This is a genomic window from Nocardia sp. NPDC049190, assembly GCF_040648115.1.
In the GTDB taxonomy this organism is placed as follows: domain Bacteria; phylum Actinomycetota; class Actinomycetes; order Mycobacteriales; family Mycobacteriaceae; genus Nocardia.
Genome location: NZ_JBEZDE010000014.1, coordinates 76,207 through 99,068, shown reverse-complemented (window position 1 = coordinate 99,068; position 22,862 = coordinate 76,207). Strand labels below are relative to the sequence as shown.

The following is a 22,862-nucleotide window of genomic DNA, read 5'->3' as shown; positions in this document are numbered from 1 at the left end:
GACCATAACCCCGACCGCCGCGGACCGGGTGCTCTACCGTCTGTCGAGTGTCCAGAGAATCTCGCCGGTCGACCATTCCACCTTTCTACGTGATGGATGTCTGGAAAGCCGCCGCGCAACGGGCCAGAACGCACGGCGATGTGCTCGTTCTCGCGGCCGGGCAGCCGTCGACGCCGGCACCGGCACCGGTGCTGCGTGCGACGAAACTCGCGATCGAATCCGAGTTGTTCGGTTATACCGAAACTTTCGGCATCCTGCCGCTGCGCGAAGCGATCGCCGAGCATCACCGCGAGACTTACGGCTACCCGGTCGACCCGGACGACGTCGTGATGACGACCGGCTCCTCCGGCGCGTTCTCACTGATCTTCCTCGCCGCGTTCGACCCCGGCGATACCGTCGTGGTCGCCCGCCCCGGCTATCCGGCCTACCGCAACACCCTCACCGCCCTCGGTTGCCGTGTGCTCGAACTGGACTGCGGTGCCGAGACCAGATTCCAGCCGACCGTCGCCATGCTCGACGCCCTGCCGCAACCGCCCGCCGGGCTCGTGGTGGCCAGCCCCGCCAACCCGACCGGCACGATGATCGCGCCGGCCGAGTTGGCCGCGCTGGCCCGCTGGTGTGATGACCACGGCACCCTCTTGATCTCCGATGAGATCTACCACGGCATCACCTACGGCAGCGTGGGCGCGGACGACAGAACTTCCTCGGCGTGGGAGACCTCCCGCGAATCGGTGGTGATCGGTTCGGTCTCCAAGTACTTCTCGATGACGGGCTGGCGGCTGGGCTGGATGCTGGTGCCGAGCGGACTGCGACCAGCGTTGCAGCGGTTGGCGTCGAATCTGACCGTCTGTCCGCCGGCCATCTCGCAGTACGCGGCGCTGCACGCGTTCGGCGCCGAGGCGAAGGAAGAACTCGACGGGCACGTCCGGCGCTACGCGGTGAATCGACAGTTGCTGCTGGACGGGCTGCCGAAGCTCGGGATCACCGATCTGGCTCCGGCCGACGGCGCCTTCTACGCCTACGCCGACATCGGCCATCTCACCGATGATTCCCGCGAGTGGTGCGCGGATGTGCTCGCCCACACCGGCGTCGCGCTCGCGCCCGGCATCGACTTCGATACCGTGCACGGACACCGCACGGTGCGCTTCTCCTTCGCCGGCGCCACGGCGGACATCGAGGCGGCGCTGCTGCGTCTAGGGCACTATCTCGGTAATTGATCCTCCTATCGGGCAACAACTTTCCGCAGTTCGGCACCGTGGCCGCGCGGATGCGGTAAAACAACGGTGGTTGCTTTTCCTCGCTGATTTCCCCTGGAAGAACTGATGATGACTGGCACGATGGCACGGTGATCACCGCGACGACCCCGAAAGGTGAACGGCGTCGCCAGGCTCTGGTAGCCGCAGCCGCCGAGTTACTGCTCGAAGGTGGATTCGATGCGGTGCGGCATCGTTCGGTGGCGACGCGGGCGGATCTGCCGTTGGCGTCAACCACCTACTACTTCGAATCGCTCGACGATTTGATCGCGCGGGCGGTCGAATTCAGCGGTAACGCGGAGCTGGACGCGATGCGACGCAGGGTCGGCGAGGTGAGTCACCGCCGCCGCGGCGCCGAGGCCACGGTCGACCTGGTGCTGGATCTGCTGGTGGGGACCGACGGTCCCGACGAGGGCGCGCGCGGGCAGCTGATCGCCCGCTACGAGCGTTCGGTGGCTTCGGCGCGGCACCCCGAGCTACGCGAGGTCCAGCTACGCCTACGCGCGCAACTGGACGAACTGCTGGCCGACGTGTTGCGCCGGTCCGACCGAATGGTGCGCCCGGAACAGTTACGCAGGCTGGTCGCGGTGGTGGACGGGGCCGTGGTCGCGACACTCACCGAAACCGACCCCGAACCGCGGCGGATGGCCCGCGGCGCGCTGCTCGAAGTGATCGACATCGTCGCCCCGGCGACGCCGCAGCAAGCGGATCGGTTCCGGGCACTAGACTGACCGGCCGTGAGGCGGCGAAGCGAGCGAACCATCAACCCAGCGCCCGAGGGCGCGACGGAGCCGAGTGTCAGCGAGGCGCAGTCGTGAGTCTCGTCCCCAATGTCCTTGCCACCCGGTACGCCAGCCCGGAGCTGGTGCACCTGTGGTCACCGGAACACAAGATCGTGCTCGAGCGGCGGCTGTGGCTGGAGGTTTTGCGAGCACAGTCGGAACTGGGCATCGAGGTGCCCGCGGGCGTCATCGCGGATTACGAGCGGGTGCTCGAACAGGTCGACATCGCCTCGATCGCCGAACGCGAGCGGGTCACCAGGCACGACGTGAAGGCCCGCATCGAGGAATTCAACGCCCTGGCCGGCCATGAGCATGTGCACAAGGGGATGACCAGCCGCGATCTCACCGAGAACGTGGAGCAACTGCAGATCCGTCTTTCGCTCGTACACGTCTACGAGCACGGTGTCGCGATCGCCGCGCGCCTGGCCGAACGCGCCGCCGAGTACCAGACGTCGGTGATGGCGGGCCGTTCGCACAACGTCGCCGCGCAGGCCACCACGCTGGGCAAGCGGTTCGCCTCCGCCGCCGACGAACTGCTGATCGCGCTGGCCCGGCTGCGTGAACTGATCGACCGCTACCCGCTGCGCGGCATCAAGGGCCCGATGGGGACCGCCCAGGACATGCTGGACCTGCTCGGCGGCGACTCGGCCAAGTTGGTGCGGCTGGAACAGCAGGTGGCCCGGCATCTCGGGTTCGCCACCGTGCTCACCAGCGTCGGCCAGGTGTACCCGCGCTCGCTCGACCACGACGTACTCTCGGCACTGGTGCAGGTCGGCGCCGGTCCTTCGTCATTCGCGCACACCATCCGGCTGATGGCGGGCCACGAGCTGGTCACCGAGGGCTTCCAGCCGGGTCAGGTCGGCAGTTCGGCGATGCCGCACAAAATGAACACCCGGTCCTGTGAACGCGTCAACGGCCTGCAGGTGGTTCTGCGCGGGTATGCCTCGATGACGGCCGAACTGGCGGGGGCGCAGTGGAACGAGGGCGACGTGTTCTGCTCCGTGGTGCGCCGTGTCGCGCTGCCGGACGCTTTCTTCGCCATCGACGGCATGATGGAAACCTTCCTCACCGTGCTCGCGGAGTTCGGCGCCTATCCGGCCGTCATCTCCCGCGAACTGGATCGCTACCTGCCCTTCCTCGCCACCACTCGCATCCTGATGGCGGCGGTCCGCGTCGGTGTCGGCCGCGAAGCCGCGCACGAGGTCATCAAGGAGCACGCCGTCGCTGTCGCACTCGCGATGCGGGAACAGGGCCGGGAACCCGACCTGCTGGACCGCCTCGCCGCCGACGATCGCCTCCCGCTCGACCGCGCCGCCCTGGACGCCGCGCTGTCGGACAGGTCCGCCTTCATCGGCGCTGCCGAAGCCCAGGTCGCCGACGTGATCGGTCAGGTGCAGAAACTGGTCGATCTGCACCCGGACGCAGCCCGCTACACGCCATCGCCGATCCTGTAGCGGGACCGCGACTTCGCCGTGAGTCGGTTCTCGGAGTACCGGCCCACCTCGGCGGTGCGCGGGCACACCTTCGTGGACAGCTGGTGAGCCGCCTAGGCTGCGGGTCGTGAATCCGTACACGATTTTCGCCGATATCGTTGCCGGGCGGGCGCCTGCGAGCCGGGTGTACGAGGACGACGACGTGGTGGCGTTCATGGATATTCGGCCGATGACGCCGGGCCACCTGCTGGTGGTGCCGAAGGTGGCGGCACGCAGTCTCGCGGAGCTGGATTCGGTCGTCGGGGGGAAGCTGTTCCAGGTGGGGCAGCGACTGGCCGCGGCACTGCGGGCCAGTGTGGTGGGCTGCGATGGCGTCAACTTCTTTCTCGCCGACGGGGTGACGGCGGGGCAGGAGGTGTTCCATGTACACCTGCACGTCATCCCGCGTACACCCGGCGACGGGTTCGGGCTGCGCGGTCGTCCGACCAGCCCGCGGCGCGCCGATCTGGACTATCTCGCGGGCTCGATTCGCGGCGCGCTCACGGCGCGACCGGATCGACCACACCACGCATGATCCGCGCCGGACCAGCACCGGGCTGGACGGCATCATCCGGGCGGCGAGGCGCCCGAACAGTAGGGTGTAGGCCATGGCTCTCGACAGTGGAACGATCTCCGAACCCGGCAGCGGAACTCCCGTCCTGGCGGCGCCGATCGCCAAGACGGTGCCCACCGAGCGTGTGCATCACGGTGATGTGTTCATCGACGAGTACGAATGGCTGCGGGACAAGGAGAATTCCGAGGTCGTCGCCTACCTAGAGGCCGAGAACGCCTACACCGAAGCGCAGACCGAGCACCTGGGCGGGCTGCGCGACACGATCTTCGACGAGATCAGGGCACGCACCCAGGAGACCGACCTGTCGGTGCCGACCCGCATGGGCGAGTACTGGTACTACTCGCGCAGCTTCGAGGGCAAACAGTACGGCGTGCACTGCCGGTGCCCGATCGCCACCGCCGCCACCGGGATCGACGCCTGGACGCCACCGCAGCTGGAAGTCGGGACGGAGGTTCCCGGCGAACAGGTGCTGCTCGACAGCAATGAACTGGCCGAGGGCCACGACTTCTTCGCGCTCGGCGCCTTCTCCGTCAGCCACGACGGCAACCTGCTCGCCTACTCGGTGGACATCGCCGGCGACGAGCGCTATGTGCTGCGGTTCAAGGACCTGCGCACCGGAGAGTTGCTCGGCGACGAGATCGCCGGAACCGCGCCGGGCGCTACCTGGTCGCTGGACGGTACACACGTCTTCTACCAGACGGTCGACGAGTCGTGGCGGCCCGACACGGTGTGGCGGCACCGGCTCGGCGCTACGGATCCCGACGTCAAGGTATTCCACGAGCCCGATGAGCGGTACTGGGTGAGCATCGGTGCGACCCGCTCGGAGAAATACTTGGTGATCTGGGTCGGCTCGAAGATCACTACCGAGGGATGGGTACTCGAATCCGACAACCCCGAGGGCGAATTCCGGGTGCTGTTGCCGCGCCGCGAAGGCGTCGAGTACTCCGCCGAACATGCGGTGATCGGCGGCGAAAACAGATTCCTCATTCTGCACAACGACGTCGTGGACGGGGTAAAGGCGGAGAACTTCGTGCTCGCCGAAGCGCCGGTCGACGACCCGTCGGCCATGACGTTGCTGATCGGGCACCGCGACGATGTGCGACTCGAGGATGTCGACCCGTTCCGCGACCACCTGGTGCTCAGTTACCGGCGCGAGGCGCTCACCCGGATCGCGGTGTGGCCGCTGACCGAATCCGGTTACGGCGAGCGCCGGGAACTCGAATTCGGCCTGGAGCTCTTCGCGGTCGGCACCGGCGCCAATCCGGAGTGGGAGCAGCCGACCCTGCGGATCGGCCTGACCTCGTTCATCACGCCGATGCGGGTATTCGACTACGTCCCGGCCACCGGTGAGCTGCTGTTGCGCAAGGAGCAACCGGTGCTCGGCGGCTTCGACGCGAACGACTATGAACAGCATCGAGAGTGGGCGATCGCCGAGGACGGCACCCGGATCCCGATCTCGCTGGTGCGCAGGAAGAACGCGGCGACTGCCGCGCTCGGCGCGGTGCCGTTGCTGCTCTACGGTTACGGCTCCTACGAGGCGAGCATGGACCCTTCGTTCTCGGTCTCGCGGCTGTCACTGCTGGACCGCGGCGTGGTCTTCGCCGTCGCACATGTGCGCGGCGGCGGCGAGATGGGCAGGCTCTGGTACGAGAACGGCAAGACGCTCACCAAGAAGAACACCTTTACCGACTTCGTCTCCTGCGCCCGGCATCTCATCGAATCCGGCATCACCGCCGCGGACCGGATGGTTGCCGACGGAGGTAGCGCGGGCGGTCTGCTCATGGGCGCGGTGGCGAACCTGGCGCCCGAACTGTTCGCGGGCATCTTGGCCAACGTCCCGTTCGTCGATCCGCTCACCTCGATCCTGGACCCGTCGCTTCCGCTCACCGTCATCGAATGGGACGAGTGGGGAAACCCACTGGCGGACAAGGATGTCTACGAATACATGAAGTCCTACGCCCCCTACGAGAACATCGAGGCCAAGGACTACCCGGCGATCTTGGCCATCACCAGCCTGAACGACACCCGCGTGCTCTACGTCGAGCCCGCGAAATGGATCGCCAAACTACGCGCCACCAAGACCGGCGACTCGCCGCTACTGCTCAAGACCGAGATGAGCGCGGGCCACGGTGGGGTCAGCGGACGCTACGAGAAGTGGAAAGAAGTGGCGTTCGAGTACGCCTGGGTGCTCGACAGGGTGGGTCGCGCCGACGCGTAAGCACGGGAACCGGTGGTGGCCGGCGGCCGAGGTGTACAGCAGAGTTCGTCGCGTGGTCATGCGGGCTGCACGTGGCGGACATGTGCGGCCGGCACCGTTGTTTCATGAACGCTGAGCTGATCGTGTCGGTGTCCGGGATCAGGGATACCACCCGGGACACAGCGATGGGATTCGCCGAGGAGATGGATCGGCGCGGCGTGCCGCTCTCGCTGCTGGTCGCGCCGCGATTGAAGGGCAAATACCGGTTGGTCGACGACCCGGCGACCCAGGCGTGGCTGCGCGGGCGCCGGGCCCGCGGCGACGCGATCGTGCTGCACGGTTACGACCAGGCGGCCACCAAGCGGCGTCGAGCCGAGTTCGCCACCCTGCCCGAGCACGAGGCGCGGTTGCGGCTGACCGCGGCCGATCGGGTGCTCGAGCAGGTAGATTTGCGGACCCGCCTGTTCGCGGCCCCGCGCTGGGATGCCTCGACCGGCGCGTTGGACGCGCTGCCGGACGCCGGTTTCCGGCTCGCGCTCGGCCGCAGTTGGATCCTCGATCTGGAGCGCAATACGGCGCAGAAATCCTGGGTGTACGGCATCGGGGAGGGCTTTCGCGCCGAGCCGTGGTGGTGTCGCGCGCTGGTACTGGGCGCAGCCCGCGCCGCACGCCGTGGCGGTGTGCTGCGCCTGGCTGTTTCCGCCGCGCAGTTGGCCCGTTCCGGCCCGCGCCAAGCCATACTCGACGCGGTCGATCTCGCGCTGTTCCACGGCGCGTCCGGCCAGACCTACCGTTGGGAACCGTTCGCGGCGCTGCGCGTGGCTTGAACAACCCATTGCCGCCGATGTGACGTGCACGGGAGCCGCCTGTGGCGGATCGGCACGCCGTAGGCCGCCGATCGGCGTCGCCGCCCGAAACGGCGTAATCGGGCGGCGACGCGCGATCGTGGGTCAGCGCGGCGAGGTCGACGTGGTCGGTACAGCGGCCGTGGCGTCGTGGGTGAAGCCGCCGGCCTCCTCGCGAGTGAGCGACGTCGAGAACGGGCGTCGCCGCAACTGGTCCATGCAGCGAACCAGGTCGGCGAGCAGCAGATCGGCCATGTCGACGCTGAAGCCGTGCCGCAGCACCGCGCGCATGATCGTCTCGTCGCCCCGGTCGGCGGGCAGCGGATACGCGGCGATCAGCCAGCCCCTGGTGCGCAGCCGATCGGACAGGTCGTAGAGATTGAATCCGGGATCCTCGCTCAGCCGCCAGGACACCGCGGCGATGCCACGCTGCGGGTCGCCATCGTGGATCATCTCGAAGACCCCGAGCCCACGCAAGCCGGCGGCCAGGTGCTGTGCCACCCGGTAGGTCGCGGACTGCACCCTGGCGTAGCCGGTCCGGCCGAGCCGGATGAATTCGTAGTACTGCGTGATCGCCTGCCCGCCCGGCCGGGAGAAATTGAGGTTGAAGGTGGCCATGCTGCCGCCGAGATAGTCGACGTTGAAGATCAGCTCCTCGGGCAGGTCACGCGCCTCCCGCCAGATCGCCCAGCCCGAGCCGAGCGGCGCGAGCCCGGTCTTGTGGCCGGAGGCGTTGATCGACTTGACCCTGGCCAGGCGGAAGTCCCAGATCAGGTCCGGCGCGGTGAACGGGGCGAGAAAGCCGCCGCTGGCCGCGTCGACGTGGATCGGGATGTCCAGGCCAGTGGTCTCTTGCAGCTTGTCCAGCGCCGCGCTGATCGCGGCGACGTCTTCGAACAGTCCGGTGAAGGTTTGGCCGAAGGTCGGCACGACCATGATGGTGTTGTCGTCACAGTGGGCGGCGATGTCGTCGGGATGCATGGTCAGGCGGTCGCCCCGCAGCGGGATCTGTCGAATCTCGATGTCGAAGTACCGCGCGAATTTCTCCCAGCAGACCTGAACCGGCCCACAGACGAAGTTCGGCGTCCCGGTGCCGCCGCGCTTTCGCCATCGGAATTTGGCGGCGAGCCCGCCCAACATGGCCGCCTCACTGGACCCGGTGGTCGAGGTGCCGTGCGTCGTGGCCGGATCCGGTGCCCGCCACAGGTCGGCCACCATCCGGACGGCTCGGCGCTCCAGTTCGGCGGTCTGCGGGTACTCGTCCTTGTCGACGATGTTCTTGTCCAAGGACTCGGCCATCAGCCGGCGAGCCTGGTCATCCACCCAGGTGGTGCAGAAGGTGGCCAGGTTCGTCCTGGAGACGCCGTCGAGCATCAACTCGTCGTGCACGATCTCATAAGCGACCTGCGGGACCAGTTCGTGCTCCGGAAATCCGCGCTTCGGTGCGGTCCGGCTCAGCCCCGGGAGCGCGAACAGGTCGTCGGGTCCTTCGGTGTCGGGCATGGGTACGGCCTCCCGATTCGGCTCGTCTGGTGTGCCTGTGCGGGCGCCGGAATCGGGGTCGGTTCCGGCAGGGTTTGCCGTGCATTGATCGACTTTCGCGGATGCCGGTTGGTTGCCGACACCTGGTGAGATCAGCTTGACACAGCGCGGTCGCGTCGCGGCCTGGTTCATGTATTCGCAGGCCGAACCGTCTGGCACGATCACTTGAACCGTCGGCTCGGCCAACCGATCGATCGGTGCGATATCTGTTACGGCCGTCGATCGCGCCCGTTGTCGACGAATGCGTCTGTGCTCTCGGACGCTGCGGGATTCCATCCCGCCAGCTGCCACTGTCCTCCATTGCGTTCCAGCCAGGAGAGCAGCGGTTCCATGCTGTCGAGGGCCAAATCCATCTCGTGATCGAACACGGCGCGAGTCTCGGACGGGACTCGGAACAACAGGACGACTGTGTCGGTGCCGGTGCTGCTCACCGGGAAACTGCCATGGCCCGGGCCCAGCCCGGGTAGCGCGTCGGGTCCTTCGGTGTCGGGCATGGGTACGGCCTCCCGATTCGGCTCGTCTGGTATGCCTGTGCGGGCGCTGGAATCGGGGGATCCGGTTCCGGCAGTGCTTGCCGTGCGTCGATCGATTTTCGAGAATGCCAGCTGATTGCCGACACTTGGTGAGATCAGCTTGACACAGTACGCGCGCGTCGCGGCCGAGCTTGCTGTGTTGGCAGGTCGGGCCGTCCGATTCCGGCCGCCCGAGGCCCGATCGACAACGGATCGTACGGACGACGCGAGGACTCGAGCGCGCCTGTGCCGAAGTTCACCACGAAGGGCGCGGCAGTGGTCGAAACCCGGCTTCTGGTAGATACGCTCGGCGTCAACCGGGGATTGTTCGCCAGGGTTTGCTACCTCTGCTGATCGAACGGTGGAAGCGGGACGCCGGTGGGTGGTCTGGTCGGCCATTGCCGCACCTGTATCGATCAGGCGCACGACAATGACATTCTACGATGTGAAGAATCGAGGCGAGGCATGATCGACGATCCCCGCACCGCGGACCTGCGCGAGAAGGTCGCCGCATTGATGCCGCAGGCGAAAAGGGACCTCGCCCAACTCGTCTCGTTCCGATCGGTCGCCGATGCCAGGCAGTTCCCCGCCGAGGAGTGCGAGCGTGCCGCGCAGTGGGTGGCCGATGCGTTCGCCGGGGCAGGGCTGACCAAGGTCGGCCTGCACGAAACACCGGACGGCAGTAAGGCCGTCATCGCCGCCCGCCCCGCGCCGCACGGCGCGCCGACGGTGTTGCTGTATTGCCACTACGACGTCCAGCCGCCGATGGACGAGGCAGCCTGGCGGACCCCACCCTGGGAGCTCGCCGAGAAGGAGGGGCGGTGGTACGGCCGAGGCAGCGCCGATTGCAAGGGCAACATCGTCATGCATCTGACGGCGTTGCGTGCGCTCGGCCCCGATCTGCCGCTGGGTGTGACGCTGGTCGCCGATGGTTCCGAGGAGCAGTGCACCGATGGACTGGAGCGCTTCGTCGAGGCCAACCCGGACCTGCTGCGCGCGGACGCGATCGTGGTGGGGGAAAGCGGTAACGTCGCCGTCGGCGTGCCGACGTTCACCGAGACGTTGCGCGGCAGCGTGAACGTCGTGGTCACCCTCGAAACCCTCGCGGGGCCGATGCATTCCGGCATGTTCGGCGGCGCGGCCCCGGACGCGCTCGCCGCGCTGATCCAGTTGCTCGCCTCGCTGCGCGACAAGCGCGGCAACACCACCATCGCCGGTTTGCGTACCGACCAGGTCTGGCCGGGCGTGCAGTATCCGTGCGAACAATTCCACGCCGACGCCCGCGTGCTCGGCGGCGTCGAGCTGACCGGTGACGGCACCGTCGCCGACATGCTCTGGGCACGACCGGCCCTGACGGTGCTCGGCATCGACGCTCCCGCGGTGGCGGGTTCCGCCGCCGCGATCCAGCCGATTGCCCGCGCGCGCCTGAACCTGCGCATTCCACCCGGCATCGACCCGCGGTACGCGCACACGGCGCTCGTCGCGCACCTCGAGGCGAACACGCCATGGCAGGCGAAACTCACGATCGAACTCGAATCATTCGGTGCGCCATTCGAGTCGGGCACCGGCGGGCCCGCCCGTGCCGCCATGGAGGCGGCTCTCGCCGCGTCCTATGGCCGCCCGGCGACCACCCAGGGCCAGGGCGGGTCCATTCCGCAGTGCAACGTCTTCGCCGACACGTACCCGGACGCGGAGATCATGTTGCTCGGGGTGGAGGAACCGACCTGCCTGATCCACGCGCCCAACGAGAGCGTCGACCCGAAGGAGATCGAGCGGATGGCCTTGGCCGAGGCGCTGTTCCTGGCGACCTACCGGAGCCAGGGCTACAGCTCGGTCGCGTCCTCCGGCTGGAGCACCCGGAATTCGGTTCCGGCGGGCGCCATCTCGACCAGGCGCCCGAAGTAGGCGCCATGTGCCTCCGGACGAATGATGCCGTAGTGGATGGGCAGGGCGGTGCGCGGATTGACCGCGCGTAGATAGTCGACGGCCTCGCTGATCCGCATCCACGGCGCTGCGGCCGGTGCGGCCAATACGCCGACCGGCACCGGCGGCACCCACAGCGAGTCACCGGGGTGTACCAATTGGGCCGGATCGTCCGGGGTGCCCAGCTGGAAGACGGTGTTGTCGATCACCGGGATCTCGGGGTGGATGACGGCGTGCCTGCCGCCGCCTCCGGTGATCTGGAGATCGCCGAGTGTGAGCACAGCGCCCGCGTGTACCGCCTCCCACTGGCCACCGCGTTGCTCGGCGGTCTGCGGATCGCATAGCAGCCGGGCGCCGGGGTTGGTCTCGATCAGCGCGTCGACCCGGACCGGGTCGATATGGTCAGGATGCTGATGAGTGACCGCGATCGCGTCGAGTCCGGTGATGCCCTCGAAGCCGTGGGAGAAGGTTCCCGGGTCGAACAGGATCTTCTTGCCGCGCAACTCGACGAGCAGACAGGAGTGACCGAAGTGGGCTATGCGCATATGGCCATGCTAGTGCTGAATTCGCTCTCGGCGACCCGGCGGGTGGTTTGTCCGACCCCGCGGATGCCGCTTCCGACCAGCGCAACTAGGCTGCTGAGGTAACCCCCCAACCACATGAGGAGCAACGCGTGGCACGAGTCGTGGTCGAGGTGATGCCGAAGGCCGAGATCCTGGATCCCCAGGGACAGGCCATCGTCGGCGCGCTCCCGCGCCTGGGATTCGAGGGCATCTCGGATGTGCGGCAGGGCAAGCGGTTCGAACTCGTCGTCGATGACGGCATCGATGACGCGGCACTCGAGCAGATCGCCGAATCGCTGCTGTGCAACACGGTGATCGAAGAGTGGAAGGTGGTCCGCCTCTCATGAGCACGCGGATCGGGGTCATCACGTTTCCCGGCACGCTCGACGACGTCGATGCCGCACGGGCGGTGCGCTCGGCGGGCGCCGAGGCCATCAGCCTGTGGCACGCCGACGCCGATCTGAAGAAGGTCGACGCGGTGATCGTGCCGGGCGGTTTCTCCTACGGCGACTACCTGCGTGCCGGAGCCATCGCCAGGTTCGCCCCGGTGATGGGCGAGGTCGTGCGCGCGGCGAACGCCGGACTTCCGGTGCTCGGCATCTGCAACGGTTTTCAGGTGCTCTGCGAGGCAGGCCTCCTCCCCGGCGCGCTGACCCGCAACGAGGGCCTGCACTTCGTTTGCCGTGACGAGTGGCTGACGGTGGAGTCGGTGTCGACGGTGTGGACCTCCCGCTTCGAGCCGGGCGCCCAGATCCTGGTCCCGCTCAAGTCCGGTGAGGGCCGCTACCAGGCCTCGCCCGCGGTGCTCGACCAACTGGAGGGCGAGGGGCGGGTGGTATTCCGCTACGCGGGCGACAACCCGAACGGTTCACAGCGCGGCATCGCGGGTATCGCGTCGGCCAACGGTCGCGTCGTCGGCTTGATGCCGCACCCCGAGCACGCTACCGAGCCACTGACCGGACCGAGTGACGACGGCCTCGGCCTGTTCCTCTCCGTGCTGGACACGCTGGTTTCCACATAACACTCGCCGAGCGCAGGGCCAGGTGATTCGATCGGCGATGTCGCGGTCGGCAGCGCTGGGCTGAACGGCGCTTCGCCGCGAGCGGATTGCCTCGGCGGCGCGAGGTCGTCGTCACCGCCTATGCCGCTGTCGGATACGCCGGCTCGAAGAAGTTGGATGCCACATCGGAGTCGGGGCCCGACAGCGCAATTTCGTGTGCGCCCCGGCTGATCAACCGCTGACCGAGTGCTGCTGCTTGTATCAGCTGATGTCCGCACCGCCGAGCGGAATCGCCACGGCATCGGCCGGCCTCAGCGCCCGGTCGGCGTGTCCCGCGTAGCTGGTCGCGAACCGTGCGAGCGTTGGCTGACAGTTGCCCGCAGTACTGCACCGAGTAGCGATGTGCCAGCCGATGGTGTGCTCGCCCTTGGCGGCCGGATGCGCCGCGACCTCACCGCGGCCGGCCGTGATCGATATTCATAGTACGAATTTCGCGACCGAGAATTCCACGGCCACGGTCGATTCCATCGACAACCGAGGAATTCCCGCGCGGCGCATACGACAAAATAATACCGACCGGTCCCCGCATGGAACCCCACTGTCGACCTGGATTATGGCCTACGGGCCGTCGCCGAACGCTCGCATTCGGTACGCTTCTCCTCGTTCAGGCGAAATTCAGCGCAGGCAGGAACTAATGACAGCCATTGTAAGCGGATATTCCACGCTGCATGGTGCGCTGCGTGCCGCGGAACGCGGTTGGCTGCGGCATCTGGACGCCGCATTGTGTGCCAGGCAGCTCTCGGCGGATCAGTGGTCGATGTTGTCGAATCTGGGCGACGGCTCCGGAATCACCATGTCCGAACTGGCGGCCAGGTCACAACTCGCCCCGTCCTCGGCGACCAGGCACGCCGACTACCTGGCCGAGCGCGGTCTGATCTTCCGGCTCGCGGCGCAGGACGATCGGCGGCGTATCCTGATCGGTCTCAGTAAGCTCGGGTCCGAATTGGTGGCCGCGGTGCGCGCGGAAGAGGCGCGCGCCGAGCACGAGTTGCGGGGGCGAATCGGTGCGCGCCGCTATGCGGAACTCATGCGGGCGCTGGATCTGGTTTCCATCGATCCGGAGTAAACGCCGAAGTGAGCCGACCCGGCTCATCCGATGAATGTCCCGATTGTCTCGAAGGTGCGATCCGTCGGGATGTAAAACCATTCATGTTGTTATGTTTTCGAATAGAACAAAATCGGGTCGAAGGTCATTCGGCTGCCGGGCATCGCGATGCCCGGTGAATGGCGGCTCGAGGTAGCGGGGGCAATGCACCACGCGCCGTCGAGGCGCGGGAGCGGAGCTGAACCAGGTGTTTGCCTAGGATCGCAGGCATGCCCGTTTCCACCACCGACGCCACTGCCGCGGGGTTGTGCGCGTTCATCGACGCGTCGCCCTCGCCGTTCCACGTCTGCCGAACAGTCGCGGGCGAACTGGAGGCCCGCGGCTTCACCCCACTCGCGGAATCGCGGCCCTGGCCCTCGGACGGCCCGAGTAGACACTACGTAGTGCGCGGCGGATCGCTGGTCGCCTGGGCCACGGCGGACTTTTCGGGCGCGACCCCGTTCCGGGTGGTCGGCGCGCACACCGACAGTCCGAACTTGCGGGTCAAACAGTATCCGGACCTGCTCTCGGCGGGCTGGCAGCTGGTCGGTTTGGAGCCCTACGGCGGCGCGTTGCTGAACTCCTGGCTCGATCGCGAACTCGGCGTCTCCGGGCGGCTGAGCGTGCGCGACGGAAACGCGGTGCGCGAGCGGCTGATTCGCATCGATGAGCCGATCCTGCGCGTTCCGCAGCTGGCCATTCACCTGTCCGAGAACCGCGGTGGCGTCACGCTGGACCCGCAGCGGCATGTCAACGCGGTGTGGGGCGTCGGATACGAGTCGGCCGCGTTCGTCGATTTCGTGGCGGGCCGTATCGAGGTCGACCCGGACCAGGTGCTCGGTTGGGAGTTGATGACCCACGACCTGACGCCGAGCAGGCTGGTCGGGCGCGACCAGGACCTGGTCAGCGCGCCACGCCTGGACAACCAAGGCACCTGCTTCGCGGGCCTGCAGGCGTTTCTGGCGGCGATCGACGACCCGGGCGCGGCCATCCCGGTGCTGGCCATGTTCGACCACGAGGAGGTCGGCAGTCAGTCCGACCGCGGCGCGCAGTCGGACCTGCTTCCCACGGTGCTGGAGCGCATCGTGCTCTCGCGGGATGGTGGACGCACCGATTACCTGGCCGCGCTGGCCGGTTCGGTGTGCGCGTCCGGCGACATGGCGCATGCGACACATCCCAATTACCCGGATCGGCACGAGCCCGCGCATCGGATCGAGGTGAACGGCGGGCCGGTGCTCAAGGTCAACCAGAACCTGCGTTACGCCACCGACGCGGCGGGCGCGGGCGCATTCGCGCTAGCCTGCGCGCAGGCGGGAGTTCCGTTGCAGCGCTACGTGCACCGCGCCGATCTACCATGCGGCTCGACCATCGGCCCGATGACCGCGGCCCGCACCGGCATGCCGACGGTCGATGTCGGAGCGCCGCAGCTGGCGATGCACTCCGCGCGCGAGCTGATGGGCGCGGCCGACGTTCCGTCCTACGCCGCTGCCCTGGCCGCGTTCCTCACACCCGAGACCACCGGGCGGTAGGTGGCGACCGCGACCACGAACACCCCGAGAGTGGCCAGCACGTAGCTACTTCCGATGATTTGCTGCCACCACGTCCAGTCCAGCTCGCGGTCGGTGGAGTGGGGCAGCAGCCAGTGCGGGCCGATCAGGAACAGCACGGTGAACACCGCGACGGCGCCGACCAGTCGCCGACCGTGCGTGCCGCGCACCATCATGTCGGCGGTGACCACCAGCGCGGGCGCGATCCACACCCAGTGGTGCGACCAGGACACCGGCGAGACGAGCAGCACCGCGGCGGCGTTGACCAGCAGCGCCGCCACGGTCGCGCCCGCGTCGATCAGCCTGCGCATCCACACCGCGGCGAGGGCGATGGCGACCAGCGAGAGCGAGAGCCACACCAGCGTGGCCACCGAATCGGTGACGTCGAGGCGGAAGGCCATGCCCTTGAGGGATTGGTTCCCCGCGAAATAGGGCGGGCCGATCCGATCGGTGTCGGCGAGCGTGTGGAACCAGTACTCCATCGAATCGCCAGGGAACAGGACGAATCCGATACCGATCGCCGCGATCGCGGCGGCCACGAGCGTGCCGGCCGATTTCCAGTCCTTGCGCAACAGGAAATACAGCAGGTATCCCCCCGGGATCAGCTTCACCGACACCGCGATGCCGATCAGCATGCCGCGCGGCCACCGCGGGGTGCGCGCCAGGCAGTCCAGCGCGATCGCGGCCATCAGCATGAGGTTGATCTGGCCGAAGCCGAACGTCTGGCGGATCGGCTCGAAGAACTGTGCCAGTGCGACCGCGCCGATGACCAGGGTCAGTACGGTGCGCCGGGACAGTTCGGGGCGGACCCGCACGAGCACCAGCCACAGCGTTATCCCCAGGCTCAGCACGGAGCAGGCGACCACCAGGACCTCGGCGATCGGCAGCGGCAGCATGGCAAGTGGAGCGAAGAACAGCGCGGCAAGCGGGGGGTAGGTGAACGGAAGCCCGATCCCGTCGACCGGCGGCATCGGCCCGTACAACTCGCCACCGTCCAGCCAGACCCGAGCGCCGTTGCGGTAGACCTGAAGATCGATGTAGCCGTTCCACCAGTGCACCAGCAGCGACACGAGTGCCGACACGGCAAACAACGCGATGGCAGCAATCAGCCAGCGCATCTGTAGCGGGGAAAGGTTCAGGGCAGGGGCGCGGGTGATCGTCGGGGTATCGGCGTTCCCGGGGCGCGCGGCGTTCGTAGCGACCGACCGCTCACTCGGATTCGCAACCCCCGCTCCTTCATTCACCGGCTCAGAGTAGCCGGTCAGTTCGGTTGGTCGGCTGGTCGACCCGGGTGCTGATACCGGCCCGAGGCGCCGCCGCGCGTCCGGTCGCGCACCGGGCCCGGTGCTGCTGCCGCGCCCTCACCTGCACGCCCCCTACCCACTGCCTCTAGACTTACACACAGGCATCTCGCCGCAACCCAGTGACAATGCTCGTCGCTTCACAATGCCCGGCCGAAAGGACCCTGGTACTCCGTGACTCCGCAGGTCGACACCGTCAGCGCAGCCGCAGCAAACCCGAACGTGCCGCAACCCTACAAAGAACTAGGCCTCAAGGACGACGAGTACGCTCGGATCAAGGAAATCCTCGGTCGCCGGCCGACGGATGCCGAGCTGGCGATGTACTCCGTGATGTGGAGCGAGCACTGCTCCTACAAGTCGTCGAAAGTGCATCTGCGCTACTTCGGCCAGACCACCACCGACGAGATGCGCAAGTCCATGCTCGCCGGCATCGGTGAGAATGCGGGCGTGGTCGACGTCGGCGACGGCTGGGCGGTCACCTTCAAGGTGGAGAGCCACAACCATCCCTCCTACGTCGAGCCCTACCAGGGTGCGGCCACCGGCGTCGGCGGCATTGTGCGCGACATCATGGCGATGGGCGCGCGTCCGATCGCGGTGATGGATCAGCTGCGCTTCGGAGCGGCCGACGCGCTCGACACCCGGCGCGTGGTGGACGGTGTGGTGCGCGGCGTCGGCGGGTACGGCAACTCGCTCGGCCTACCGAATGTCGGCGGTGAAACCGTCTTCGACGCGTCCTATCAGGGCAACCCGCTGGTGAATGCGTTGTGCGCCGGCGTGATGCGGGTCGAAGACCTGCATCTGGCCTTCGCCTCCGGCACCGGCAACAAGATCATTCTGTTCGGTGCGCGCACCGGACTGGACGGCATCGGCGGCGTCTCGGTGCTCGCGTCGGATACCTTCTCCGGCGACGAGTCCGGGGCCGGACGCAAGAAGCTGCCCTCGGTGCAGGTCGGCGACCCGTTCACCGAGAAGGTGCTCATCGAGTGCTGTCTCGAGCTGTACGCGGCCAAGCTCGTCGTCGGCATTCAGGACCTCGGCGGCGCCGGATTGTCCTGCGCCACTTCCGAGCTCGCGGCGGCCGGGGACGGCGGTATGCACATCGAGCTGGACCGGGTCCCGCTGCGCGCGACCAACATGACCCCCGCCGAGGTGCTCTCCAGCGAATCGCAGGAGCGCATGTGCGCGGTGGTCACCCCGGAGAACGTGGACGCGTTCATGGCGGTGTGCCGCAAGTGGGACGTGCTGGCCACGGTGATCGGCGAGGTCACCGATGGGGACCGGCTCGTGGTCACCTGGCACGGCGAGACCGTGGTGGACGTGCCGCCGCGCACCGTCGCCCACGAGGGCCCGGTGTACGAGCGCCCGGTCCGGCGTCCCGACGAGCAGGACGCCCTGATCGCCGATACCCCGGACAAGCTGGCCCGGCCCAAGACCGCCGACGAGCTGCGCGCGACGCTGCTGCAGATGATCTCCAGCCCGCAGTTGTGCAGCCGGAAATGGATCACCGAGCAGTACGACCGCTATGTGCGCGGCAACACCGTGCTGGCCGAGCACGCGGACGCGGGCGTACTCCGCATCGACGAGGAGACCGGCCGAGGCATCGCGTTGGCCACCGACGCCTCCGGCCGCTACACCAAGCTGGATCCGTACACCGGGGCGCAGCTCGCGCTGGCCGAGGCGTACCGCAATGTCGCAACCACCGGTGCGACACCGAAGGCGGTCACCAACTGCCTCAACTTCGGTTCGCCGGAGGACCCGGGCGTGATGTGGCAGTTCCAGCAGGCCGTGCGTGGTCTCGCGGATGGCTGTGTGGCGCTGGGCATCCCGGTCACCGGCGGTAACGTGAGCTTCTACAACCAGACCGGCCAGACGGCGATCCTGCCGACTCCGGTGGTGGGCGTGCTCGGCGTGCTCGATGACGTGCACCGTCGTATTCCGACCGGACTCGGCTTGGAGCCGGGCGAGACGCTGATCCTGCTCGGCGAGACCCGCGACGAGTTCGGCGGTTCCATGTGGACCCAGGTCGCGCACGACCACCTCGGTGGCGAGCCGCCGAAGGTCGACTTCGCCCGTGAGCAGCTGCTCGCCGAAGTGCTGACCGCCGGTTCACGCGACGGCATGATCAGCGCGGCACACGACCTTTCGGAGGGCGGGCTCGCGCAGGCCGTCATCGAAGCCGCACTGGCGGGCGAGACCGGTTGCCGCGTTCTGCTTCCCGAGGACGCCGACCCCTTCGTCATGCTCTTCTCCGAATCGGCCGGTCGGGTGCTCGTCGCCGTTCCGCGCTCGGAGGAGCCGAGGTTCACGCGCATGTGCACGGCGCGCGAGCTGCCGTGGGTGCGCATCGGCGTAGTCGACCAAGGGGCGGATTCGGTCGAGGTGCAGGGGCAGTTCTCGATCCCCATGGCCGAGCTGCGCGCCGCGCACGAGGGCACGTTGCCGAAGCTGTTCGGGGCGGGCACGGTCTGACCGGGCCGCAGGCCGTGCCGGCGAACGCGTGAATGCCCACCTGGGCGGGCCAGGACCCCTCGATTGCCGGGCCCGCCAGGTGCGCTCGGTCACGTAACCGAGGTGAACGGATCGTGCTCGGCCAGCAGCTTTTCCAGCCGCGCCTGGTCGATCCGACCGTGTACGGAGGCGGCCTCGTGCTGGTCGCGCACCACCTTCGACAGCGTGAAGGTGCTTGTCACCAGGAACAGCATGGACATCGCGAGGAAACCACGCTGCCAGATATCCAGTGGCAGATAGAGAATGCCGATGCCCGCCCCGAAAAAGCTGACGCCGAACGCGATCGCGGCCTGGGCGACGAAAGCCGAGGTGGCCTTCGGCTGTGCGGTGGTTGTGCTCATGGATACCAAGTCTGCGGACCAGGCGGCCCGCGCGCCCGGGTACAACTACTCGAGCGGACTGGGTAATTGCCGTGCGGCGGAAGAAATTCGTCGCGCTTGCCCAGTGTGCCGTACGGGCGGTGATCGCGTGGTTTCGGTCGCGATTGTCTGATCCGCAGGAACTGAGCTGGGATGTTACGCCTGGTCGCGTGCCGTCGGCTGCTCGCTGAGCGGGCGTCGGTCGCGATCGAGCGTCCGCGTCGTTCCGAGCGTCGACTGGCTGACCCGCTGTCGCGCTCCGGTGTGATCGGCCGGTGTCCGGTCTGACGCCGAGGGAATTCGTGTCGCGGATGGGCGACGCGCCGGGTCGTGGGCGCCGAGCGCCATACTGTTCGAGTGCTCGAAACGACCACGACCTTGCGGAGGCTGCGTACGCGCGTCATCGCGGTCGTTCGACGCGCCGAGGAGATCATCGATCTGAACTACGTCGGCCTTGTGATCGCGACGGTGTTCTTCGCGCTGTCGGTGACGCCGTCGCTGCTGCCGCGGGACTGGCTGTTTCAGGGGTTGATCAGCGGAATCAACGCCGCACTCGGGTACGGCGTCGGCTGCCTGCTGGAATGGTTGTTCCGGCTGTGGGTGCGACCGCGCCTGAAGATTCCCGCGCCGCCCATCTGGGTGCGCTACGCGGTGAAGTCGGCCATCTTGGGCACCGCTGCTCTGAGCGCGGCCCTGATGCTCGTACAGTCGGCGCGCTGGCAGCGCGCGATCACCGCGCTGATGGGAATGGAGGGCACCACCACGCCCGCCTACCTGCGCACCGGGCTGCTCAGCATGGCGATCGGCGCGGCGGTGGTTGCCGTATACCGGACCGTGCGCGAGATCATTCTGTTCCTGGCTCGGCTACTCAACCAGTGGGTTCGGGTGCCGCGTGAACTCGCGCCCGCCGCCGGGTTTCTCGTGCTGGTCGTGCTGGCGGTGACGATCTTCAACGGCGTCGCCTCGCGGGCGTTCTTCGCGGTGGCCAACTCGGCCTTCAGTGTGCGCAACGACTACACCTCGGAGAACGCGGTGCAGCCCCAGCAGGCGGAGCGTTCCGGCAGTCCTGCTTCGCTGGCGCGCTGGGAGACGCTCGGTTTCGAAGGGCGCTGGTTCGTCTCGCACGGCCCGACCGCCAGCCGCATCACCTCGATCACCGGTCGGCCTGCCAAGGAACCGATCCGGGCCTACGTCGGCCTGGAATCGGTCGACGGTGGCGAGGAACCGGCCGACCTCGCGGTGTCCGAACTGGAACGGACCGGGGCGTTCGACCGGAAGGCGCTGGTGGTGGTCACCACCACCGGGACCGGGTGGGTCAATTCCATGGCGGCGGGAGCGATCGAGTACATGTACGACGGCGACACCGCGATCGTCGCCACGCAGTACTCCTATCTGCCGAGCGTGCTGTCGTTCCTGGCGGACCGGACCAAGGCGACTGCCGCGGGCAAGCAGTTGTTCGACGCGGTGTACCAGCATTGGACGGCACGACCGCCGCAGCAGCGGCCGAGGCTGCTGGTGTATGGGGAGAGCCTGGGGTCGGAGGGGTCCGAGGCGGCCTTCGACGGACTTGCCGACCTGCGGGCCAAGGTGGACGGAGCGCTGTGGGTCGGCCCGCCGAACTCGAATCGGCTGTGGCAGCAGTTCGTCTCGCGTCGTGATCCTGGCTCGCGACAGGTCGAGCCGGTGTACGCGGACGGGCTCGTGGTCCGGTTCGCCTCCGACAGCGCCGATCTGGCGCGGCCTTCGACCGAATGGCGGCCGCCGCGCATCGCTTATCTGCAGCACGCGTCCGACCCGATCGTGTGGTGGTCGCCGGATCTGATCTTCTCGCAGCCGGATTGGTTGTCCGAGCCGCGCGGCGCGGATGTGTCGGCGCACATGCGCTGGTGGCCGTTCGTCACGTTTTGGCAGGTCGCCGCCGACCTCACCAACGCACAGGGTGTCACCGACGGTCACGGGCACCGCTATGGCAGCCTGGTACTGGACGCTTGGGCGGCCATCGCGGCGCCACCGGGCTGGACCGCGGAGATGTCCGAGCGGATCCGAGGCGAGCTGGAGGCCGCGGAGGAATACGAGCGGAAGACCAAGTGAGCCCGACCCGTATCGCGGGAACGGTCGCGGCCATCGTCGTTCCGCCGGTCTGGAACAATTGGATCCTGCCGCGGCTGCGGCTCGGTATCCGCGGCCGGACCGCCGCCAACGCCGGTTTCGCTGTCGGATATGCGTTCGTGCTGCGCGGCAAGCCGAACTGGGGCGCGCCGCGCGGCGTCCGCTGCGGGCTGGTTTCGGCCTCGATGGTCGCCGCCGGCTACGCGGCACTCCTTGCCGTTCCGTGGGGGCGCCGCCGCCTCGGGGAGTACGCCGATCGGGGGCCTGGGGTATCGGCGGTGGAGTGGGTCGTCGTGCACATCCCGGTCGGCACGGTCTATAGCGAGGAACTGGTCTTCCGCGCCACCTTGGACCCGGTGCTCGACAACGCTTTCGGTGCCCGCTTCGGTGCGCTGGTCGGCGCGGTGACGTTCGGGCTGTGGCACATCGCGCCTGCGCGTGTGGCGGGTGACAACGTTCCCGCGACGGTCGCCGCGACCTCGGTGGGCGGTTTCGTGTTCGGCTGGTTGTGCCGCCGCACCGATAGTGCCGTCGCTCCCGCTCTGCTGCACCTGGCTGTCGATGTCGGCGGTGGGGTCGCGGTACGTGTGGCCCGTCGCCTCGCGTCGTCCCGTCGCGACTGAGCCGACCCCTCGCTCGCCGCGTACCGCGCGCGGACGTACTAGTACTCCAGCCCGAGTTCGTAATCAGGTGAATTTTCCGGATCGGCGCTGGTAGTGGCTGGTGCGGGCTTCGGAAGTGTGGCGGCGAGGATATCCGCACGGACGCGGCCGGTCGCGGCCGTGGCATGGTGATCGCAGCTGACTGCGAAAACATAACCGGTGCGTCTGGATTCGAGTTCAGCGCCCAGTTTCGGGTCGCCGCCATAGACCTCGTCTCCAGTCACCCAGGGCACCCGCATCGAGGTCATCTCGCATGCCATCATCGTCCACCACAGCCGCCGACAGCAGGTGCTGCATGCGACCCCGACTGGTGTCCCCTGCCTGCTCGGCAAGTGTCCAGCACTTCTTGTTCGGCAGCTCCGATACCATCCCGGTCAGAATCGCCGCTGTGGTGCGGCGCTCTCCACCCGCACGAATCGTGAGCCGATCCGCCGAACCACGTTCTCGAATTCCCGCCGCCACCGGACCGGGCCACCCCGTCACCGACCGCTACCAATTCAGTTGGGTTGCGCACTGTTTCCTCGCGCCCTCATCGCTCGACGCCGCGAGCACCGCTCCAGCCGCTGCGT

At 67.7% G+C, this 22,862-nt stretch carries 20 protein-coding genes; 14 read left to right on the top strand and 6 right to left on the bottom strand.

What is annotated here, in order from left to right:
• Positions 1 to 47: 47 nt before the first annotated feature.
• From AB0B25_RS15040 to AB0B25_RS15015, 6 genes are all read left to right on the top strand, one after another.
• The gene (locus AB0B25_RS15040; protein WP_357178814.1) at positions 48 to 1,217 is read left to right on the top strand and encodes a pyridoxal phosphate-dependent aminotransferase; all 1,170 of its coding nucleotides are present in this window, start codon (positions 48 to 50) and stop codon (positions 1,215 to 1,217) included.
• Between the two features lie 128 nt (positions 1,218 to 1,345).
• Entirely contained in the window at positions 1,346 to 1,984 is a 639-nt protein-coding gene (locus AB0B25_RS15035; RefSeq protein WP_357178812.1) for a TetR family transcriptional regulator, read from the top strand.
• Between the two features lie 83 nt (positions 1,985 to 2,067).
• Positions 2,068 to 3,489, top strand: a complete 1,422-nt coding sequence (gene purB, locus AB0B25_RS15030) for an adenylosuccinate lyase (RefSeq protein ID WP_357178809.1) — start codon at positions 2,068 to 2,070, stop codon at positions 3,487 to 3,489.
• Positions 3,490 to 3,595: 106 nt separating this feature from the next.
• Positions 3,596 to 4,042: an HIT domain-containing protein gene (locus AB0B25_RS15025; RefSeq protein WP_357178806.1), complete on the top strand. Its 447-nt coding sequence runs from the start codon at positions 3,596 to 3,598 to the stop codon at positions 4,040 to 4,042.
• 73 nt (positions 4,043 to 4,115) lie between these two features.
• A complete protein-coding gene (locus AB0B25_RS15020) occupies positions 4,116 to 6,299 on the top strand; it encodes a S9 family peptidase (protein WP_357178803.1) in 2,184 nt (727 codons plus the stop codon).
• Between the two features lie 104 nt (positions 6,300 to 6,403).
• Positions 6,404 to 7,105 (top strand): DUF2334 domain-containing protein, encoded by a 702-nt coding sequence (locus AB0B25_RS15015; RefSeq protein WP_357178800.1) that lies wholly within the window; start codon positions 6,404 to 6,406, stop codon positions 7,103 to 7,105.
• Between the two features lie 123 nt (positions 7,106 to 7,228).
• Here AB0B25_RS15015 and AB0B25_RS15010 read toward each other — a convergent pair whose 3' ends face one another.
• Together AB0B25_RS15010 and AB0B25_RS15005 are read right to left on the bottom strand one after the other, a co-directional pair.
• Positions 7,229 to 8,626 (bottom strand): glutamate decarboxylase, encoded by a 1,398-nt coding sequence (locus AB0B25_RS15010; RefSeq protein WP_357178798.1) that lies wholly within the window; start codon positions 8,624 to 8,626, stop codon positions 7,229 to 7,231.
• Positions 8,627 to 8,874: 248 nt separating this feature from the next.
• A complete protein-coding gene (locus AB0B25_RS15005) occupies positions 8,875 to 9,159 on the bottom strand; it encodes a hypothetical protein (protein ID WP_357178795.1) in 285 nt (94 codons plus the stop codon).
• A gap of 483 nt (positions 9,160 to 9,642) precedes the next feature.
• On the opposite strand from AB0B25_RS15005, the gene AB0B25_RS15000 reads away from it, so the two are divergent.
• Positions 9,643 to 11,082: a dipeptidase gene (locus AB0B25_RS15000; protein WP_357178792.1), complete on the top strand. Its 1,440-nt coding sequence runs from the start codon at positions 9,643 to 9,645 to the stop codon at positions 11,080 to 11,082.
• On the opposite strand, the gene AB0B25_RS14995 is transcribed toward AB0B25_RS15000, so the two are convergent.
• Positions 11,001 to 11,645, bottom strand: a complete 645-nt coding sequence (locus AB0B25_RS14995; protein WP_357178789.1) for an MBL fold metallo-hydrolase — start codon at positions 11,643 to 11,645, stop codon at positions 11,001 to 11,003. The two genes, AB0B25_RS15000 and AB0B25_RS14995, sit on opposite strands and share 82 nt — an antisense overlap.
• A 128-nt stretch (positions 11,646 to 11,773) precedes the next feature.
• Between AB0B25_RS14995 and purS the strand changes: the two genes are divergently transcribed.
• The 4 genes from purS (at position 11,774) to AB0B25_RS14975 (ending at position 15,336) form a co-directional block, all read left to right on the top strand.
• Entirely contained in the window at positions 11,774 to 12,010 is a 237-nt protein-coding gene (gene purS, locus AB0B25_RS14990; RefSeq protein WP_357070594.1) for a phosphoribosylformylglycinamidine synthase subunit PurS, read from the top strand.
• Entirely contained in the window at positions 12,007 to 12,684 is a 678-nt protein-coding gene (purQ, locus tag AB0B25_RS14985) for a phosphoribosylformylglycinamidine synthase subunit PurQ (protein ID WP_357178786.1), read from the top strand. Before purS ends, purQ begins: the two co-directional genes overlap by 4 nt.
• A 673-nt stretch (positions 12,685 to 13,357) precedes the next feature.
• Complete coding sequence (locus AB0B25_RS14980; protein WP_357070600.1) at positions 13,358 to 13,789, top strand: MarR family transcriptional regulator; 432 nt, start codon at positions 13,358 to 13,360, stop codon at positions 13,787 to 13,789.
• Between the two features lie 248 nt (positions 13,790 to 14,037).
• Positions 14,038 to 15,336 carry a M18 family aminopeptidase gene (locus AB0B25_RS14975; protein ID WP_357178783.1) on the top strand — a complete coding sequence of 433 codons (1,299 nt, stop codon included), beginning with the start codon at positions 14,038 to 14,040 and terminating at the stop codon, positions 15,334 to 15,336.
• Here the strand turns inward: AB0B25_RS14975 and AB0B25_RS14970 are convergent.
• On the bottom strand, positions 15,285 to 16,598 hold the full coding sequence (locus tag AB0B25_RS14970) for a glycosyltransferase 87 family protein (RefSeq protein WP_357178780.1): 1,314 nt from the start codon (positions 16,596 to 16,598) through the stop codon (positions 15,285 to 15,287). The two genes, AB0B25_RS14975 and AB0B25_RS14970, sit on opposite strands and share 52 nt — an antisense overlap.
• Before the next feature lie 231 nt (positions 16,599 to 16,829).
• On the opposite strand from AB0B25_RS14970, the gene purL reads away from it, so the two are divergent.
• Complete coding sequence (gene purL / locus AB0B25_RS14965; RefSeq protein WP_357178777.1) at positions 16,830 to 19,124, top strand: phosphoribosylformylglycinamidine synthase subunit PurL; 2,295 nt, start codon at positions 16,830 to 16,832, stop codon at positions 19,122 to 19,124.
• Positions 19,125 to 19,213: 89 nt separating this feature from the next.
• Here purL and AB0B25_RS14960 read toward each other — a convergent pair whose 3' ends face one another.
• Positions 19,214 to 19,504: a YiaA/YiaB family inner membrane protein gene (locus AB0B25_RS14960; protein ID WP_357178775.1), complete on the bottom strand. Its 291-nt coding sequence runs from the start codon at positions 19,502 to 19,504 to the stop codon at positions 19,214 to 19,216.
• 375 nt (positions 19,505 to 19,879) lie between these two features.
• On the opposite strand from AB0B25_RS14960, the gene AB0B25_RS14955 reads away from it, so the two are divergent.
• Complete coding sequence (locus AB0B25_RS14955) at positions 19,880 to 21,613, top strand: alpha/beta hydrolase (protein WP_357178772.1); 1,734 nt, start codon at positions 19,880 to 19,882, stop codon at positions 21,611 to 21,613.
• Entirely contained in the window at positions 21,610 to 22,254 is a 645-nt protein-coding gene (locus AB0B25_RS14950; protein ID WP_357178770.1) for a CPBP family intramembrane glutamic endopeptidase, read from the top strand. Before AB0B25_RS14955 ends, AB0B25_RS14950 begins: the two co-directional genes overlap by 4 nt.
• Positions 22,255 to 22,292: 38 nt before the next feature.
• On the opposite strand, the gene AB0B25_RS14945 is transcribed toward AB0B25_RS14950, so the two are convergent.
• A complete protein-coding gene (locus tag AB0B25_RS14945; protein ID WP_357178767.1) occupies positions 22,293 to 22,553 on the bottom strand; it encodes a hypothetical protein in 261 nt (86 codons plus the stop codon).
• Positions 22,554 to 22,862: the final 309 nt, after the last annotated feature.

What these genes read in the sequence shown, in the direction of transcription:
- AB0B25_RS15020 (WP_357178803.1), top strand. Translation starts at nt 4,116, where the DNA reads ATGGCTCTCGACAGTGGAACGATCTCCGAACCCGGCAGCGGAACTCCC.
- AB0B25_RS15015 (WP_357178800.1), top strand. Translation starts at nt 6,404, where the DNA reads ATGAACGCTGAGCTGATCGTGTCGGTGTCCGGGATCAGGGATACCACC.
- AB0B25_RS15010 (WP_357178798.1), bottom strand. Translation starts at nt 8,626, where the DNA reads ATGCCCGACACCGAAGGACCCGACGACCTGTTCGCGCTCCCGGGGCTG.
- AB0B25_RS15005 (WP_357178795.1), bottom strand. Translation starts at nt 9,159, where the DNA reads ATGCCCGACACCGAAGGACCCGACGCGCTACCCGGGCTGGGCCCGGGC.
- AB0B25_RS15000 (WP_357178792.1), top strand. Translation starts at nt 9,643, where the DNA reads ATGATCGACGATCCCCGCACCGCGGACCTGCGCGAGAAGGTCGCCGCA.
- AB0B25_RS14995 (WP_357178789.1), bottom strand. Translation starts at nt 11,645, where the DNA reads ATGCGCATAGCCCACTTCGGTCACTCCTGTCTGCTCGTCGAGTTGCGC.
- purQ (WP_357178786.1), top strand. Translation starts at nt 12,007, where the DNA reads ATGAGCACGCGGATCGGGGTCATCACGTTTCCCGGCACGCTCGACGAC.
- AB0B25_RS14980 (WP_357070600.1), top strand. Translation starts at nt 13,358, where the DNA reads ATGACAGCCATTGTAAGCGGATATTCCACGCTGCATGGTGCGCTGCGT.
- AB0B25_RS14975 (WP_357178783.1), top strand. Translation starts at nt 14,038, where the DNA reads ATGCCCGTTTCCACCACCGACGCCACTGCCGCGGGGTTGTGCGCGTTC.
- AB0B25_RS14960 (WP_357178775.1), bottom strand. Translation starts at nt 19,504, where the DNA reads ATGAGCACAACCACCGCACAGCCGAAGGCCACCTCGGCTTTCGTCGCC.
- AB0B25_RS14945 (WP_357178767.1), bottom strand. Translation starts at nt 22,553, where the DNA reads ATGGCATGCGAGATGACCTCGATGCGGGTGCCCTGGGTGACTGGAGAC.